The organism is Facilibium subflavum (assembly GCF_003574485.1).
GTDB classification, from domain to species: Bacteria; Pseudomonadota; Gammaproteobacteria; order Francisellales; family Francisellaceae; genus Facilibium; species Facilibium subflavum.
Genome location: NZ_QLIT01000121.1, coordinates 1 through 16,627, shown reverse-complemented (window position 1 = coordinate 16,627; position 16,627 = coordinate 1). Strand labels below are relative to the sequence as shown.

The window sequence follows — 16,627 nt, the reverse complement described above, 5'->3', positions numbered from 1 at the left end:
CAAACCTTCAATCCGCGTGCTTCGCTTGGGAACAAGTACAGGATCAAATTCACCTGAGCGATCACGAGGCACATCAATTTCCAATAGGCCATCTTCTGTTATTACGCTTTTTCGTGCCGTGCCGTTACGTGCATTAGCAGAATCGCTACGTTCATGCCTGTCATAACCAAGATGCGCCTTTAGTTCACCTTGTAAAGCACGTTCAACCAGACCTTTGGTTAATTGCTTCAATACGCCATCTGATTTAAATAGATTGGATAAATCAGCACCTGATTCGACAATGAGATCAAGCGCTTGATCTAATGCTTTGTTTTGTTCTTTGTTTTTCATCTTTCGTCCTTAGATTATACGTTTTAACCATTATAACCTATGAAAGAATTTACACAGTTATTTCAATACTCCCAGTTATATTTTCTGTGTATGTGATGGTTAGAAACTACTGATGCGGTTATTATTTGCTTATCGTGTCATAATGCCTCATTAATATAAATACGTGCTTATTTTTTGATGTTTTTCTTGAGCTTTAGTACCGTATTAAGATCGAGGCCAGTACACTTAATCACAAGCTTTTCATCCAGGCCTTCCACAAGCATTGTGCGTGCTGTTTCTTCGGCTTTTAATAATGCACCATGCTGCTGTGCTTGTTGCTCTCGCCTTTCTAAATAATTCATAAATTCACCATCTGTGTTTTTATTGATGACTTCAATTAATCTCTCAACTGCCGATTGATCAATATCTTGTCGACTTTCTATATATGAGAATACCTGATTTTTCATTTTTTGACATGTTTTGTCCCGATTGCAGCCCTATTTGGCTGTTTTGTATTATATCAATATCTTATCCGCAATGTCATACTTAAAGGTTGTGTTCATTAGATGTTTTAACACAGCTCTGGTTTTAAAATAAGCTGAAAAAAATGAAAAGTACACAACTGTCGTAATTAAGACTTCTTTTTTTGTGGATTTTATTTATGATGGGATAATCAAAATTTGTAAAGATATGTAAATTATGAGTCAAACTCTAACGGCAAAACACCCAAAATCGTTGTACTATGCCATTGCGGTGAATATCTGGGAGTATTTCAGTTATTATGGTATGCGTGCCTTACTGGTGCTTTATTTAACGCAAAAGCTGTTGTTTACTGATGAACATGCCTATGCTCTATATGGTGCTTATACTGCATTGGTATATGTTACACCGATTATTGGTGGGGTGATTGCTGATCGATATCTTGGTTATTATTGGGCAACCTTGTTGGGGGCTGCGACGATGGTGGCAGGACATTTGGTATTAGGACTTGATAGTGGTGGACTATATTTTGGTTTAGCCTTGATTATCTGTGGGTATGGGCTTTTTAAAACCAATATATCCTGTTTATTAGGTGCAACCTATTCAAAGACGCATAGTAAACGCGATAGTGGTTTTGCCTTGATGTATGTCGGTGGTAATATCGGTGCGTTTATTGCCCCAATATTATGCGCCTGGGCGGCGCAAACCTGGGGGTGGCATTATGGTTTCTTATTAGCAGCCATTGGCATGGCAACAGGCCTGGTTATTTTCTTGTGCGGCAAGAGGCATTTTGCAAAAGGCAATAAACCAGACTGGCAGGCTTTACGCGTTAAGGGTTTTTGGTCAGCGCGCGTTTTCCCTGTGGTGACCATTAGTATTGTTGTCGGGACATTATTCTTCAGTGTTGCACTTTATTATCTATTTGCTGGCTGGATTCTTTTAATCTGTGTTGCTGTGAGCCTTTATTTTCTGTTCTTTTTGTTTTTAAAGCTTAATACGCAGGATAAAAAGGCCTTATTTGCGATTTGTTTTTTTATGATTTTTGGGTTGATTTTTTGGGCATTTGATCAACAAGGCGGCAGTTCAATCAGTTTGTTTATTGAGCGCAATGTTATCAGAAGTTTTGACGGTTTCACGATCCCTGCGGCCTCATTTCAATCGATTAATCCATTTGCGATTTTAATCGGTGGTGTGATTATGTCACAACTTTGGTATTGGCTGATTAAAGCCGGTGTTAGACTTGGTGCGTTGGTCAAAATCTCATTGGGATTATTGGTATTAACCGCAGGCTTTTTTATGATTATGCTAGGGGCAAAAATTGCAGCCTCAAGCAATGGGCAGGTGTCGATGATCTGGGTTGTTGTCGGGATGGCATTAATTGGCTTTGCCGAGCTTTTTGTTGATCCAGTGGCTTTGGCCGAAATCACAAGGTTAAATCCAGGTGGTTCAGTTGGTTTTCTAGCTGGTGTTTATATGCTATTAACCGGGTCAACTGCCAATTACTTAGCCGCAGAGATTGCCTCATTAACCAGTATTAAAATGGCGAAGTCAAGCAGTGATTTTTTAATCAGCAGTGCAAAAAATTACGCTCATGTCTTCGGTGAGATTACAAAGGTCGCCGCAATTGCCTGTGCTATATTGTTAGTGATCTGTTTTGGGTTGTTTGTTTATCGGAAGTTTAGGCATAAAAATGCAGTATTATAACTAGCGCCCAATACTTCTCTAAGTTAACAAGCAGATGCTATGGCGTATATATCAAGCTTACTTTCTATATTTTCCTTATCTAAGTTATTATAAAATTGGCAAGTAGCTGTAGTTCTACCTAACTTTCTTTTATTTAATTCTTGATCTTTTAAGGCAGTTGTTAAATTTTCACGGAATTCTTCAAAGGATGTCGTGTCGTGATAACTTGTATTAACTGTTGCTAAAGCACGAGCGACTTTGGTGGTTACTTTGTATGAAATGTTTTCTGGTCCAATTAATTTTTTAAAGGTGCCATCAAGCTCTGTTCCTCCGCCAAGGTATTTATATTTTACTTGTTTGTTAGCCGCTAAAATTAACTTTATCACAAAAGATTTCTTTTTTTCCTGTTGTTGATCTATGTTTTTAATTGTATCTGGTATAGTTATAGTCTTTTCAACCTTCAATGGCTCCTTCAGTTTAGCTTCAACTTCAAACAGTTTTTGTTCAAGCTCAATGATTTTCTTATCTTTGTGATTTAGTTGCTCCTGTAAAGACGCAATTTCTTTCAAATAGTTTTTAACATCGTTATGGAGTTTTCTGTATTCTTCAAAAATATCAGTGGCAAATTTCTCATTTTCATTTACAAGTTCACAGGCACGGTTAAATGCATCGACTATTTTATTTATAGTTGGCACAATGTTCTCTAAGGTTTCTTGTAATATTGTTAATAGACTGCTACTGTTTGAAACGCTTGGCAAGATACCGCCTATTTTACTTCTGAGAGTTTCAGGATTTATATTTTGTGTTACACGATCTTGAGACTTTTCCAGCTTATTATAAATATCAACATATAATTTTTTATTTTCTTCTGTTATAGATTTCAAGTCAAATTTCTTACCGTCTTGGAAAATCTTCAGTAGCGTTTGTCCTTGCTCTATATTGTTTTTCACTGTGGTATAACTATCCTCTACTGATTTCTTCCATTCAGCTAATAAGTCGGCATTCTTTTTTTGCAGTTCTTCTATTTTAGCTTCTTGGGCCAAATGATCATCCTGATACTTCTGTCCTAATTTTTCAATACAAGTTAAAGAATTTTCCTGTTGGGTAGTTTGTTGCTTTAACTGTTCGATGTAGTTTTGATTATGCATTTGTATATTTTGAAGCTTTGCATAATAAAACTCATCTGTATTGTCCCCATTTAATTGACTTACTACATTCAAATTAAAAACTGCATGCTCCGTATCCTCTGTAATTTCAGCATTGATTTTAACAGTATCAATCTTAGAAACCTCCGTTGCTTGCACTAGAATTCCTTGCCTGGATTTTTTTAAATACTGTACTATATTAGATAAATCATTATAATCCGATTTATTATTAATAGGTTCCTCAATACTCTCCATTAATCTGTGAAGGTGAGCAAAACAGTTTTCCCAAATACTTTTATACCCATTTTCAGTAAAAATAAGTATCCCCGCATTACTGGCAATTTTATGTAAGTAATGGAAAGCTTTCCCTAGTGATATTAGTTGAGCGGAAAGCTTGCATAGGTTGGCAAACTCTTTATTGGAAAGATAGCTGGATAAGTTTCCGTTTTCATTAGATGAGTAATCTTTTAGCTCTTCTAACGCTTCACATTGACGTGAAAATTCATTTACGTTAATATCGTCTGAATTCGAGCAATCAAGTAGTGATTTTATATTACAGAAAAGTTGATAGCGTTCTTTTCCAATTTTATCTAATCCTGAGTTTTCTTCTTTCTTTATAGCTTTGTTCACCTCTGAGCCTTGAATGATACTCTGTGTCAGTATTGTTTCATTATTCACACCAATATTGTTTTGTTGGACGTCAAGTGCATTAAGATAAAGTTTTTGGAATCTTAGCTTAGCTTTTAGCCCAGCTTTATAGTCATCAGGCTGATGAAGCTTTTGCGTTCGGTGTTGGATAATAGCAAAAGGTAGAATAAAATCTTCCTTAAGGTGCTGATTGAAAGCCGCAAGGTTTTTGTCAAGATTATCGAGCTTTTTTAGGTGTGTTTGCTGTGTGTGACAATGTGTTACCCATTGATCAATAGCTTCAGTATATTTTGTATTATATGTTTGGAGCGTTACTCTTTTGTCTCCCTCAGTTGCTGTTTTTGCTACTTTCGAAGCTAATTCTTGCAACTGGCTTTGTGTAGTTTCCATTGTATGTTTAGATTGTGCATCTTTAGTATCAGCATATTTGATAGCTGCTTTTGTATGTACTTGATTTAATTCAATATACAACAGATATGCTTTTGTTAAATTGTACGCGTTACTAGATGCCGAAATCTGCTGAGTTTTGTCTATTACTCTATTGCTAAAATAATGGTTTAGATCGATACGGGCTCTACTTATATTAGCTGCCAGCTCCCTTCCCAATGTGGTGCGATCATATTTATACATTTCTATATCACTATCACTATGCCTCTGTAAATCTAATAGTAAGTGATGCGTATAAGTTTTGTTTAAATCAAAACTGAACACTTTTTTTAAGGTGCTGTTGTCATATTCTGTAAATTTTTGGGCTACTGAATCATAAGCCGCTTTGATTTCATTATTTTCATTTTCGTGATGCCTATTATATAAATCCTGGAAGATGTTGTTATCTGGCATAGTCATAGCTCCTTTGATAATTTAATTTATAAGCAATATGCAAAAATATCATGCAGTGGTATATAGCTATAATTAGCTGATATGCATCTAATGTAAACGTGGTCCAACCACACAGGTAAAAATATAAGAATACAAAAAAGGTTTTATAGATATTTCAATAAAGGAAAACGGGGGGAAATCTTTGGAATAAAAAATTGTGGCGGAGAGAGGGGGATTCGAACCCCCGATGGAGCTATTAACCCCATACTCCCTTAGCAGGGGAGCGCCTTCAGCCTCTCGGCCATCTCTCCGCGGACACTGCAACAATTTAACGGCTTGGCAGTTTAATGTCAAGCGATTAATGTCGATTTTTATGGCTTTCTTAGATTAGGCTTCTGAGTCGTTAGCGTCAGATTCGCCTTTGATGCGTACGAAAATTTCTTCTCTGTGAACAGAAACATCTTTTGGTGCATTGATGCCTAGTCGGACCTGATTGCCTTTGACACCTAAAACAGTAACTGTAACATCGTCACCAATCATCACAGTTTCCCCAGTCTTTCTTGTTAAAATTAGCATTACCATAGCTCCTTTTTACTTGTTTTTTATCTTCCCAAGCTTGATGACTTGTATTTATTAATTAAAAAAGGCAATATGAATATACCCCACACTTCATATTGCCAACTTTCATTGATGAGTATAGCTTTTTTTAAGCTGTATACATCAAAAACCGCTCAATTTTAAATAAATAAAGAAAAAATGCCAGTTTTTTTTGGCATTTTTTGGGCAGTCAAAAGTGATAAATAAGCCGTTAAATCTTTTGCACAGCTGGATGAGCGCGGTAGAAAAAAATATTCATTTAGTAATATTTCTGTTGAAATTTTAATGTTCTATGCTTATTCCTTCTTTGCTGGGTTTGCTTAACAAAAAAATAAATGGCACAGAAACAATCAGTAATAGATAGGATAAATAGGCAACATCATCAAAAGAGATGATATTGGCCTGAGAGATAATCATATTGGCGATATGCGCCAATGTGCTTTGATCTTGAGCCTGCCAGCCTGTATGGGTAAGCCAGCTTTGATAGTTTGGGTTGGCTGGATTAATGTTTTTAACCATGTCGTGCCAGGCAACCTGTGCTTGTTGTGTTAATATCGTGACCATGATGGATGTGCCAACCGATGTGCCTAAATTGCGAAAAAAACTAAACATTCCACTGCCTTCGGCTAAATCCGCTGGTTTTAATGTCTGCAATGCCATTGTAGAGACCGGGACAAAGAAAAACCCCATGCCAAATCCTTGGATAATCCCTGGATAGGTTAAATTCCATGGATCGCTCATTAAAGGGATATGCGCATATAGATAGTTGCCATAGGCGGTGATTAAAATCCCAAGAAAGATAATAAAACGTAAATCTATTTTCTTAGCCAAGGGTGCAACAAATATCATGGCAACAGCCGCAGCGATGCCTCGTGGTGCCATAAGCTCACCTGACAATGAGGCTGAATAATTCATAAAGCCTTGCATAATCAAGGGCTGCACTGTCATAAGGCCAAAGATGCCTGCGGTATAAAGCACCAGCAAAATACATGAAGCTGTATAATTTCTATCTTTAAAAAGGTGCAGGTTTAGTATGTTTTTGGGATTAATCCAGCCTCTGATAATAAATATAAAAGCCCCGATAATCCAGATAAGCAATAAAGCTAAAATAAAATGCGATTCAAGCCAGCCATCACTATTCCCCCGATCAAGAAAGATTTGTAGTGCGGAGATGGTGATAACCATTAATAAAAGTCCACCCCAGTCAATTTTTAATTTTTGTCGTGGTGTTTCACTGATAAACAATATGGTCATGGTAGCAGCAATTAAACAAACCGGGATGTTGATATAAAAAATCCACCGCCAATTCATCCAGTCTGTGATATAGCCCCCTATTGTTGGCCCTAAAACAGGGGCTGCCATGATACCAATTCCCCAGATTGCCATTGCTTTGACCTGCTCTTTCGGGTCAAAAGTATCACGAAGTACATATTGTGATAATGGCACAAGCGAGGCGCCAAATATGCCTTGCATGATGCGAAAGAACACCATCTCACCAAGTGATGTTGCTAATCCGCAAAGCATTGAAAAAATTAAAAAACCAATGATATTGATAAATAACAGGCGCTTGCGGCCAACAACGCGCACAAGAAAACCTGTCAGCGGCATAAAAATCGCTGATGAGACGATATAGGAAGTAACAATCCAGGAAATCTCTTCGGTATTGGCACTTAATGAGCCTGCCATATCCTTTAAAGCAACATTGACGATTGTTGTATCAATAATTTCGATCATGGCTGCAAGCATCACGGTAATGGTGATAAGCCATTTTGTCATGCTTGTCATTGATTTAGATGGTGACATAGGTTTGTGAATTAGTCAGTGTGGATTTATTCTATACTACCTACAAAGCATTTTACAGTTATTTCAATACTCCCCTTTCATCTCGAATTCACCTAAGCTATCTGTCTTGATTTTTTTAAAATATTCATGTACCTTATTCCGGAGATCAGATTCTAGGTTATTATCGCTCAATACGTCATCCATGTTCTTATAAACTGCGCCATAAGACTCGAGTTTATACTGTTCATTTGCAAGGGCTGAAAGTCGGCTTACACTGAAATAGTAGTTATTTTCTGCTTCACCTGTTGCAGGGCGGTGCCATAAACCATAAGAAAACCTGAGTCTTGCAACATAAGAATCGCTAATAGTTGTAATATCAATTTTTTTATTGGTAGCATCAGGTAGCCATATATCGTTATCTACTTGACCAGAAAGACTCTGCTCGGTTAAGTCAAAATCTAGCCCTTGATGTGCATAAAAAAATAATGGAGATTCTTGTTTTAAGGTTCCCAGGACAGAGTCGTTAATCGTTTGTTTGGTATAATCTTTAACATCCCCGTTTATAGAAGTGAACAGGTAGTCGGCTCTTATAAGATCATACTTTACTTGCGTGAAATCAGCTTTATAGGGCTCTAAATAATCTACATGGTGAGATACATATCCTGTGTTCTGGTATGGTGGATGATAGTTATTTTCTTCTAATGGCGGCAACTCACGCCTTGGGACTTCTTCGTCATCATCAGACCATATAATATAAATCCCCGCTGCAGTCAACAGCCCTAACGCTATCGAACCAAAAGCAATCTTAATTGGTGAAGTTTTGTGCCCACTTGGATCAATATTCATGACAGGGTTGCCTCCTGTAAAACCGTATTTATTCCATTCATCGATTTTGGTATCACGTGTGATAAAGGTTTGTGTGGCTGGATGATAAAATCGTGCTCTTAGATACACCAGATTGCTGTTTTCATCGGTGTATTCCCTGTTATAACCAAAGCCTTTTGCATTTGTTATTTTCTGGCCTTTGCCATAGGCGGTGTAGTTGGTTGATGAAAGCTTTTGTTGTGAGGTAGAAAACTCATTTGACTCAGGTAGCATTGCCTTATTGCTTTTGCCATTGGTGAGATAAAAGTCAACATGCTGTAACTTTGCAATGACTGAATGGGCAAAGTTTAGCTGTGGTAATATGCACAGACTGATGAGAGTTGTTTTTTTGAGAAGATTCACTTGGCTTTTTTTCATATTTTCTCCTTTTTGTATGAAAAGTACTTATCAGCTCAATAGTTATCAAAATAAAATTACTTGTGAGATAGCGATTTATAAAGTATACGTTTAAATTTGTGATTATATAGTCTATAGAATTTACCTAATCAAAGGTCCATTATCGAAATATTTACCCATTTAAAGGTAAGTGTCCTATAGCTTAATAACGCTTTAAACTCATTTGTTGGAGCAACCGCCATACCTTTAAAGTAATAGAATTGCATCTTATTAAGAGCATTATTTAAGCTATTATCAAGCTCGGCTGTCATGGAGGCATAGCCAGTCATCCATTGGTCATGTTCTAGATGCTGATATAGTTCATCAATGCCAGAGGAAGAAGGTGTGCTGATCTCAGGGCTAATAAAATCCAAGATTAAGTTGCTAAGGTCATCATTTGCCTCAACCTGATAAGCCCTATTTTGAAATTCAATAAATGCGCCTAGTATGTCTGAACCATATATAAGCCTTGTAGAAAGCAATTGCTCATGTAAAAAATGCATATACTCAGCATTTGTTTCATCGATCAGTTTTGCTCTAATATCATTAAATAATAAATTATCTGGATCTATATTTAGCCGTCCTGTTAGCGTTAGGAGGTTGTAACGGTATCTTTTGCAATTTAAATAACAATAAGAGCTCTTGTATCCCTTTAATAAATTGCGGACTAAGTTATTTCTTCTAGCGATCAATGCATGATAGTCGTTATCATTGGATAATGCATCGATAAAACGAGCAGCATCCTCTGCATGTTGAGCAGCCTCTATATGCTTTGTTTTGATTTCATTAAAGACACTGCGTGTATCTTCTAAAACTTCATCTCCACCTTCAAACCTTTGAGCCATTTCACCAAAAATTTCAAATATATCATGCCCACTTGGATCAATATTCATGACAGGATTCCCTCCTGTAAAGCCGTATTTATTCCATTCATCGATTTTGGTATCACGTGTGATAAAGGTTTGTGTGGCTGGATGATAAAATCGTGCTCTTAGATACACCAGATTGCTGTTTTCATCGGTGTATTCCCTGTTATAACCAAAGCCTTTTGCATTTGCTATTTTCTGGCCTTTGCCATAGGCGGTGTAGTTGGTTGATGAAAGCTTTTGTTGTGAGGTAGAAAACTCATTTGACTCAGGTAACATTGCCTTATTGCTTTTGCCATTGGTGAGATAAAAGTCAACATGCTGTAACTTTGCAATTACTGGGTGAGCAAAATTCATCCTGGGTGCAGCAGCATATATTACAAGAAATATTATTGTTTTAAGTAAGCTTAAATAATCCTGTTTCATTTAATTTCCTATTTGCTGTTGTATGAGGTTTTGTTCTTTGTTTTTTGGGAGGATTACCCTAGATAACTCTTAAGAATCGGTGATCTACTAGCCTATATGATAGAAATTCGTCATATTCTTGACTTGCTTCCTCTGTTGCACCAAATAGAGTGTCTGTTAAATAATAAAATTGTATTGTATTAAGATGCATATTTATTTTTACTTCAGTACCAAAATCATCATCTAAAGAAAAGTGACTTGCCTGCATCTCGTTAAGCCCCACATATGCTGCATTTAACTCTGTATTAGAGTACGTAAAAACATCAGGATTATCTGATGGAAGCATAAAGTATTTATCTAGATCCACCTTTACATCTTGTGAGTAAACAATGTCAGGTTCTAATAACTCTTTAGAAAGTAATCGATTACCTAAATAATAGTTATAATCGTCTCTTGCGTGAGGCATTACGCTTGACCTAATATCATTAAATAATAAACTATCTGGATGCAAATTTAAACGATCTCCTTTTATAAAGTCATAGCGACTCTTTCTGAAATCAAAGCAATAATAAGAGTTTCTGTATTCCTTTAAGAAACTTCTTACCATTGTATTTCTTTTGTAGTTTAACGCCCTATAGCTTTGATTGTTCAAAGCATTGACAAACTCAGTGGCATTGTTTGAACCTTTAGCGGCTTCTATATTCATGACTTTAATTTCTTCAAAAACATCTTTTATATCTTCTACAAGCTGATTTCCATTTTCTACTCTTTGAGCCATTTCACCAAAAATTTCAAATATACCATGCCCACTTGGATCAATATTCATGACAGGGTTGCCTCCTGTAAAACCGTATTTATTCCATTCATCGGTTTTGGTATCACGTGTGATAAAGGTTTGTGTGGCTGGATGATAAAATCGTGCTCTTAGATACACCAGATTGCTGTTTTCATCGGTGTATTCCTTGTTATAACCAAAGCCTTTTGCATTTGCTATTTTCTGGCCTTTGCCATAGGCGGTGTAGTTGGTTGATGAAAGCTTTTGTTGTGAGGTAGAAAACTCATTTGACTCAGGTAGCATTGCCTTATTGCTTTTGCCATTGGTGAGATAAAAGTCAACATGCTGTAACTTTGCAATGACTGAATGGGCAAAGTTTAGCTGTGGTAATATGCACAGACTGATGAGAGTTGTTTTTTTGAGAAGATTCACTTGGCTTTTTTTCATATTTTCTCCTTTTTGTATGAAAAGTACTTATCAGCTCAATAGTTATCAAAATAAAATTACTGTGAGATAGCGATTTATAAAGTATACGCTTAAATTTGTGATTATATAGCCTATAGAATTTACCTAATCAAAGGGTGAAGCCATAATATTCTTCCATTATCGAAATATTTACCCATTTAAAGGTAAGTGTCCTATAGCTTAATAACGCTTTAAACTCATTTGTTGGAGCAATCGCCATGCCTTTAAAGTAATAGAATTGCACATTAGAGTAACTGTTGCATTTTTTGAAAAAGGAATGTGGCTTCTTTTTCGGTGATTAGAATTCGAAGATTTTTTCATCAATACTTTCTTCTATTCTAGGCTCATCAATCCTTTTTCCTCTTCTATATGTATCTATAATTATGTTTTTCTCGTTTCTGTTTAATTCAGAAAAGTCAAGCTTGCCAGAAAAAGTCTTCCATGCATTATCTGATATTTGTACTTTTTCAAGTGTTTCCTTAAGTCTCATAGTACGCTCATTTAGATCAACAGAGAGTCCTTGGATTATATTAAAAACATCTTTCGGCATGGCGATTTTAGGCTCTATTAATTGGTTATAAGAACGATGGGCATTCATAAGTATTTCATTAAGTTCATTTTCTGTTTTTAAATTTAGGTAGCGTACTGAAGTATATACTTCAGAGTTTATATATTTGATATATCTATAGAGCCTATTCCCTGTGTTAAATAACATAATGAGGCCGTTTAGCCCAATTATTGAATAACTGATATATGTGATGGATTTCAATGATTTAAAATTAAAAATAGGCATAATTCCCGCCGCGTCTGTTAGGGTAATTGCGACATTGAGGAAGTGCATATAAGGCAGGGTTGATTCATATAACAATTTTGGTGCTATATTAGTCTTGCTAGTAAGGCACAAAAGTCCACTTAACCCAGCAAAACCTAAGAGATACTGGGGGAAGTACTTCGGCGTGTTGTCCAAATTTTCTTCTTCCTTATCATGCCCACTTGGATCAATATTCATGACAAGGTTGCCTCCTGTAAAGCCGTATTTATTCCATTCATCGATTTTGGTATCACGTGTGATAAAGGTTTGTGTGGCTGGATGATAAAATCGTGCTCTTAGATACATCAGATTGCTGTTTTCATCGGTGTATTCCTTGTTATAACCAAAGCCTTTTGCATTTGTTATTTTCTGGCCTTTGCCATAGGCGGTGTAGTTGGTTGATGAAAGTTTTTGTTGTGAGGTAGAAAACTCATTGGATCCAGGTAGCATTGCCTTATTGCTTTTGCCATTGGTGAGATAAAAGTCAACATGCTGTAACTTTGCAATTACTGGGTGAGCAAAGTTTATCCTGGGTGCAGCAGCACATATTACAAGAAATATTATTGTTTTAAGTAAGCTTAAATAATTCTGTTTCATTTAATTTCCTTTATAAAATAAGGCCTGAGCAAAAATATCTTTCTTCAAACCTGTGGATAACTTTGAAAAGTGTCAAAGTCAGGATATAAGCGGGTAGAGCTCCTCATCATTAAATAACTCATCTCCCAGTATGAGTGCTTCAAAATCCTTCGGAGACACGTCTGGCCGTCTAAAACTGTTTGGGGTGAGCTTAAGCGTTGTCCGAAATACATCCTTATCATAAAAGTCTGTTAATTCAGACGTTGGTACAAAGGCCTCGAGATCCTTTAATGGCTTTGCAGGCATCATGACAAGGGACGTAACAAAGTTATCATAGTCACGTGCTATAAAAAATTCTCCATACTCCATTAACTCTGCCATTTGAGGACTAAACGTTGATGAGCTTTGTAGGTATTTTAAGTAATAGTATTGTATTTTATGTAGTGATATATTGTTTTGTGTTCGTCGTGTAAATGAATCATCACCATATATATCTCTTATAATTTCTGAAGACTCATTAAACGACTCAAACCAGTTAATTTTTGTTTCCAATTCAATTTTAGCTGTTTCCAAGGGGTCATGGAATGGCTTAATCTTATCATAAGCACTTTGCATGAGTTTAACAAATTGATCTTCATCCTCCAGTTCAAGGTGATGGGAAGAATAATCTGCATAAGTCTGTTCAGTATTAATAAGGTGTATTCTTGCGTATTTTCTATCTTGCAGCATTTCAGTAAGTCTATTGGCTTCCTCTTCATCTAATATTGCTGTCAAAACTTCAAATATACCATGCCCACTTGGATCAATATTCATGACAGGGTTGCCTCCTGTAAAACCGTATTTATTCCATTCATCGATTTTGGTATCACGTGTGATAAAGGTTTGTGTGGCTGGATGATAAAATCGTGCTCTTAGATACACCAGATTGCTGTTTTCATCGGTGTATTCCCTGTTATAACCAAAGCCTTTTGCATTTGTTATTTTCTGGCCTTTGCCATAGGCGGTGTAGTTGGTTGATGAAAGCTTTTGTTGTGAGGTAGAAAACTCATTTGACTCAGGTAGCATTGCCTTATTGCTTTTGCCATTGGTGAGATAAAAGTCAACATGCTGTAACTTTGCAATTACTGGGTGAGCAAAGTTTAGCTGTGGTAATATGCACAGAATGATAAGAGTTATTTTTTTAAAAAAGTGCACTTGGTTTTCCATATTAAGCTCCTTTATAGCAATTTTATATTTTATGGTAGTACGTTCAATTCTCCATCTTCGACTGCTATATTACCTTCAGGTGCTCCTGCTTGTGCTCGTGCTGGTGCCCCAGCTTCGTCTGCTCTATTATCATCAGGTGCTCGTCGTGCTCGTGCTGGTGCCCCAGCTTCGCCTGCTATATTATCATAAGGTGCTTGTGCTTGTGCTCGTGCTGGTGCCCCAGCTTCGTCTGCTCTATTATCATCAGGTGCTCGTCGTGCTCGTGCTGGTGCCCCAGCTTCGCCTGCTATATTATCATAAGGTGCTTGTGCTTGTGCTTGTGCTCGTGCTCGTTCTAGTACTAGTTCTTCCAATACTGCTCCTGGCGGACCATTTTCGTCTGCTTGCCCATCCATCTCTTGTATTTCCTTTTTATAATAAAAATACCCAGCTGTATGTCTGATAATACCGGTGAGTGCAGTAACTATTACCATATCCTTTAGTGGGAAGAAATAAGTAGGAACTTGAGTATGATTTTGTAACCGGTTTGCGCTAAACGCTCCCATCACACCCATTAAAAAAGTGCTCATGGATAGGAGAGGGTTTATGGTAAAACCGAATGAAGATGGTGCATAAATGACATAACTCTTGGTAAATGTAATAATTGATACCCATGTGAAGTTCATTGCTAAATCACCCACCATATAGCCAATTGCTTCTGGCGTTGTAAAGTTAGAGAAAAATGATTTTTTCTTAGAATGCCCACTTGGATCAATATTCATGACAGGATTCCCTCCTGTAAAACCGTATTTATTCCATTCATCGATTTTGGTATCACGTGTGATAAAGGTTTGTGTGGCTGGATGATAAAAGCGTGCTCTTAGATACACCAGATTGCTGTTTTCATCGGTGTATTCCCTGTTATAACCAAAGCCTTTTGCATTTGCTATTTTCTGGCCTTTGCCATAGGCGGTGTAGTTGGTTGATGAAAGCTTTTGTTGTGAGGTAGAAAACTCATTTGACTCAGGTAGCATTGCCTTATTGCTTTTGCCATTGGTGAGATAAAAGTCAACATGCTGTAACTTTGCAATTGCTGGGTGAGCAAAGTTTAGCCTGGGCAAAGCAGCACATATTACAAGAAATATTATTGTTTTAAGTAAGCCTAAATAATCCTGTTTCATTTAATTTCCTACTTGCTATTGTATGAGATTTTATTCTTTTTCGTATTGTACACATTAAAATTACAGGGTTGATATCCTATAAAATTTACTTAAAAACATAGTTTAGAAATTGAAGTTGCCATAATCCTTGACTTTCCCTGCAATAATCTTTCCTGTAATCGGTGTTTTTAAATTCAGGTAAATCATCCTGGGTAAACTTGCATAGCTGGATGTGCTGTTTTTTAACCAGTAAGCTTGTGTTACACCTGATGCCATCCCTAAGAAAAAGGAAGTGCTAAGGTTTATTGCATTATTTGACCAGTAGCTGCTGCTTTTAAATTTGTTGTAACTTCCTTGCTGTGACGCAGCATCAATAACATCATTAAGAATAGGAGCTATCGTCGTTACAGAGGTGTTGATAAATGTTCTAAACCCTCCCCTAAGCGCCGCACTTAAATAAGGTGTGTTTTGATCAAGTCTTGGACTTAGTCTGCCATAAAAATAACCTCCAATAGCCCCAAATAGGGCGCCTAAAGCAATATAGCGAGTAAGATTCCAGCTTAGATTATTTCCATAATTTTGTTGATATTTTAATAAATTTGCACCAGAAGCGCTTATCAAAGTCGAAGCCATGGCGCTTCTTGTAACCCATAAATCTTTGTTTGCACTACTTATTATACCACTTTCTTCGCCTTCTTGTTCTGCTATAAATAAATGAGGTTGCGCTGAAACCATACCTACCCAGGCAGAAGCTGCAATAAGAAGATCACCAGAAGCAGCAATATTTTTGTGATGAATAAAATTGCCAATAGCTTGGGTAATAGAGCCAATAGATCCACCAATACCAAAGGCAATTATACTGCTGGCCCCCTTGGTAAAAGGCATTGCAAATGTTGCAAGAATTGCAGAGCTAAGTGCAAAGCTATCCCAGGCACTATGGCCAGTTGGGTCAATATTTTGAATCGGGTTGTCATCTGAGAAATTATATCTATTCCATTGGTTGATGTGGTTATCCTGGGTTATAAAACTTTGGGTGGATGGATTATAATATCTGGATCGTAAATAGACCATTTCACTTATTGGATCTTGGTATTCCTCATTATAGGTAAATGATAAACTCGCCTGGCTTGTTAAATGGCTTTTGGCGTTTCCATATGCAAAATAACTGGTTGATTGTATTTGATCCTGTTTCTGTTGTATTATGCCAATATTATTTTTGTTGTTCGATAAGTAATAAATTATATTGTGGCATTCTGCATCGTTGAGCAGCATGAAGTTGATAAGCATAAGAATCATAAGTCTACTGTAGAAATTAAACCTTGGCTTTATGTGAAAGTCGATAATCCCAGAATGTGTCATTTCTTTCCTGGTTTTTGAGTTATGCTGATGGTGTGAAGTTTCATCATTATTCTGTTGCCCCGTTTTTTCTCCGCCTGCTATGCTTTTTTGGCGGGATTGAATTTTATTAATGTGTTTTCTTTTAAATATCATGCTCGCTACTCCTTAAAATTATGAATGAGTAAAATTTTTTTTTGACTGAAGGTGGTCTTGTCACCTTGAAGTGAACTTTTACCTAGCATTTAGATTAAGGTGTATGCTACTAGAATTATTAGCCATAGTATAACCTATATAACCTACCTATACCCTAATGGCACTAAGTT

13 protein-coding genes and 1 tRNA gene are annotated in these 16,627 nt (G+C 36.7%); 1 reads left to right on the top strand and 13 read right to left on the bottom strand.

What is annotated here, in order from left to right; translation table 11 throughout:
• A partial coding sequence (locus tag DNK84_RS08100) for a transposase (RefSeq protein ID WP_208123235.1) occupies positions 1-330 on the bottom strand: 330 nt, incomplete at its 3' end.
• Between the two features lie 167 nt (positions 331-497).
• On the bottom strand, positions 498-776 hold the full coding sequence (locus DNK84_RS08095; RefSeq protein WP_119344043.1) for a hypothetical protein: 279 nt from the start codon (positions 774-776) through the stop codon (positions 498-500).
• Between the two features lie 232 nt (positions 777-1,008).
• Between DNK84_RS08095 and DNK84_RS08090 the strand changes: the two genes are divergently transcribed.
• Positions 1,009-2,493 carry a peptide MFS transporter gene (locus tag DNK84_RS08090; protein WP_119344042.1) on the top strand — a complete coding sequence of 495 codons (1,485 nt, stop codon included), beginning with the start codon at positions 1,009-1,011 and terminating at the stop codon, positions 2,491-2,493.
• A gap of 23 nt (positions 2,494-2,516) precedes the next feature.
• Here the strand turns inward: DNK84_RS08090 and DNK84_RS08085 are convergent, their stop codons facing one another.
• The 11 genes from DNK84_RS08085 to DNK84_RS08035 all read right to left on the bottom strand — a co-directional run bounded on the left by DNK84_RS08085 (position 2,517) and on the right by DNK84_RS08035 (position 16,457).
• Positions 2,517-5,105: a hypothetical protein gene (locus DNK84_RS08085; RefSeq protein ID WP_119344041.1), complete on the bottom strand. Its 2,589-nt coding sequence runs from the start codon at positions 5,103-5,105 to the stop codon at positions 2,517-2,519.
• Positions 5,106-5,302: 197 nt separating this feature from the next.
• A tRNA-Ser gene (locus tag DNK84_RS08080) sits at positions 5,303-5,395 on the bottom strand.
• 76 nt (positions 5,396-5,471) lie between these two features.
• Entirely contained in the window at positions 5,472-5,660 is a 189-nt protein-coding gene (gene csrA / locus DNK84_RS08075) for a carbon storage regulator CsrA (RefSeq protein ID WP_119344040.1), read from the bottom strand.
• Between the two features lie 303 nt (positions 5,661-5,963).
• A complete protein-coding gene (locus DNK84_RS08070; protein ID WP_119344039.1) occupies positions 5,964-7,484 on the bottom strand; it encodes a DHA2 family efflux MFS transporter permease subunit in 1,521 nt (506 codons plus the stop codon).
• A gap of 63 nt (positions 7,485-7,547) precedes the next feature.
• Entirely contained in the window at positions 7,548-8,705 is a 1,158-nt protein-coding gene (locus DNK84_RS08065; protein ID WP_119344038.1) for an RHS repeat-associated core domain-containing protein, read from the bottom strand.
• Between the two features lie 128 nt (positions 8,706-8,833).
• Positions 8,834-10,015 (bottom strand): RHS repeat-associated core domain-containing protein, encoded by a 1,182-nt coding sequence (locus DNK84_RS08060; protein ID WP_119344037.1) that lies wholly within the window; start codon positions 10,013-10,015, stop codon positions 8,834-8,836.
• 58 nt (positions 10,016-10,073) lie between these two features.
• Entirely contained in the window at positions 10,074-11,216 is a 1,143-nt protein-coding gene (locus DNK84_RS08055; RefSeq protein ID WP_119344036.1) for an RHS repeat-associated core domain-containing protein, read from the bottom strand.
• A 316-nt stretch (positions 11,217-11,532) separates the two neighbouring features.
• The gene (locus DNK84_RS08050) at positions 11,533-12,642 is read right to left on the bottom strand and encodes an RHS repeat-associated core domain-containing protein (protein ID WP_119344035.1); all 1,110 of its coding nucleotides are present in this window, start codon (positions 12,640-12,642) and stop codon (positions 11,533-11,535) included.
• A gap of 78 nt (positions 12,643-12,720) precedes the next feature.
• Positions 12,721-13,827 (bottom strand): RHS repeat-associated core domain-containing protein, encoded by a 1,107-nt coding sequence (locus DNK84_RS08045; protein WP_119344034.1) that lies wholly within the window; start codon positions 13,825-13,827, stop codon positions 12,721-12,723.
• 29 nt (positions 13,828-13,856) lie between these two features.
• Positions 13,857-14,987 (bottom strand): RHS repeat-associated core domain-containing protein, encoded by a 1,131-nt coding sequence (locus DNK84_RS08040; protein WP_119344033.1) that lies wholly within the window; start codon positions 14,985-14,987, stop codon positions 13,857-13,859.
• Between the two features lie 102 nt (positions 14,988-15,089).
• Positions 15,090-16,457 (bottom strand): RHS repeat-associated core domain-containing protein, encoded by a 1,368-nt coding sequence (locus DNK84_RS08035; RefSeq protein ID WP_119344032.1) that lies wholly within the window; start codon positions 16,455-16,457, stop codon positions 15,090-15,092.
• Positions 16,458-16,627: the final 170 nt, after the last annotated feature.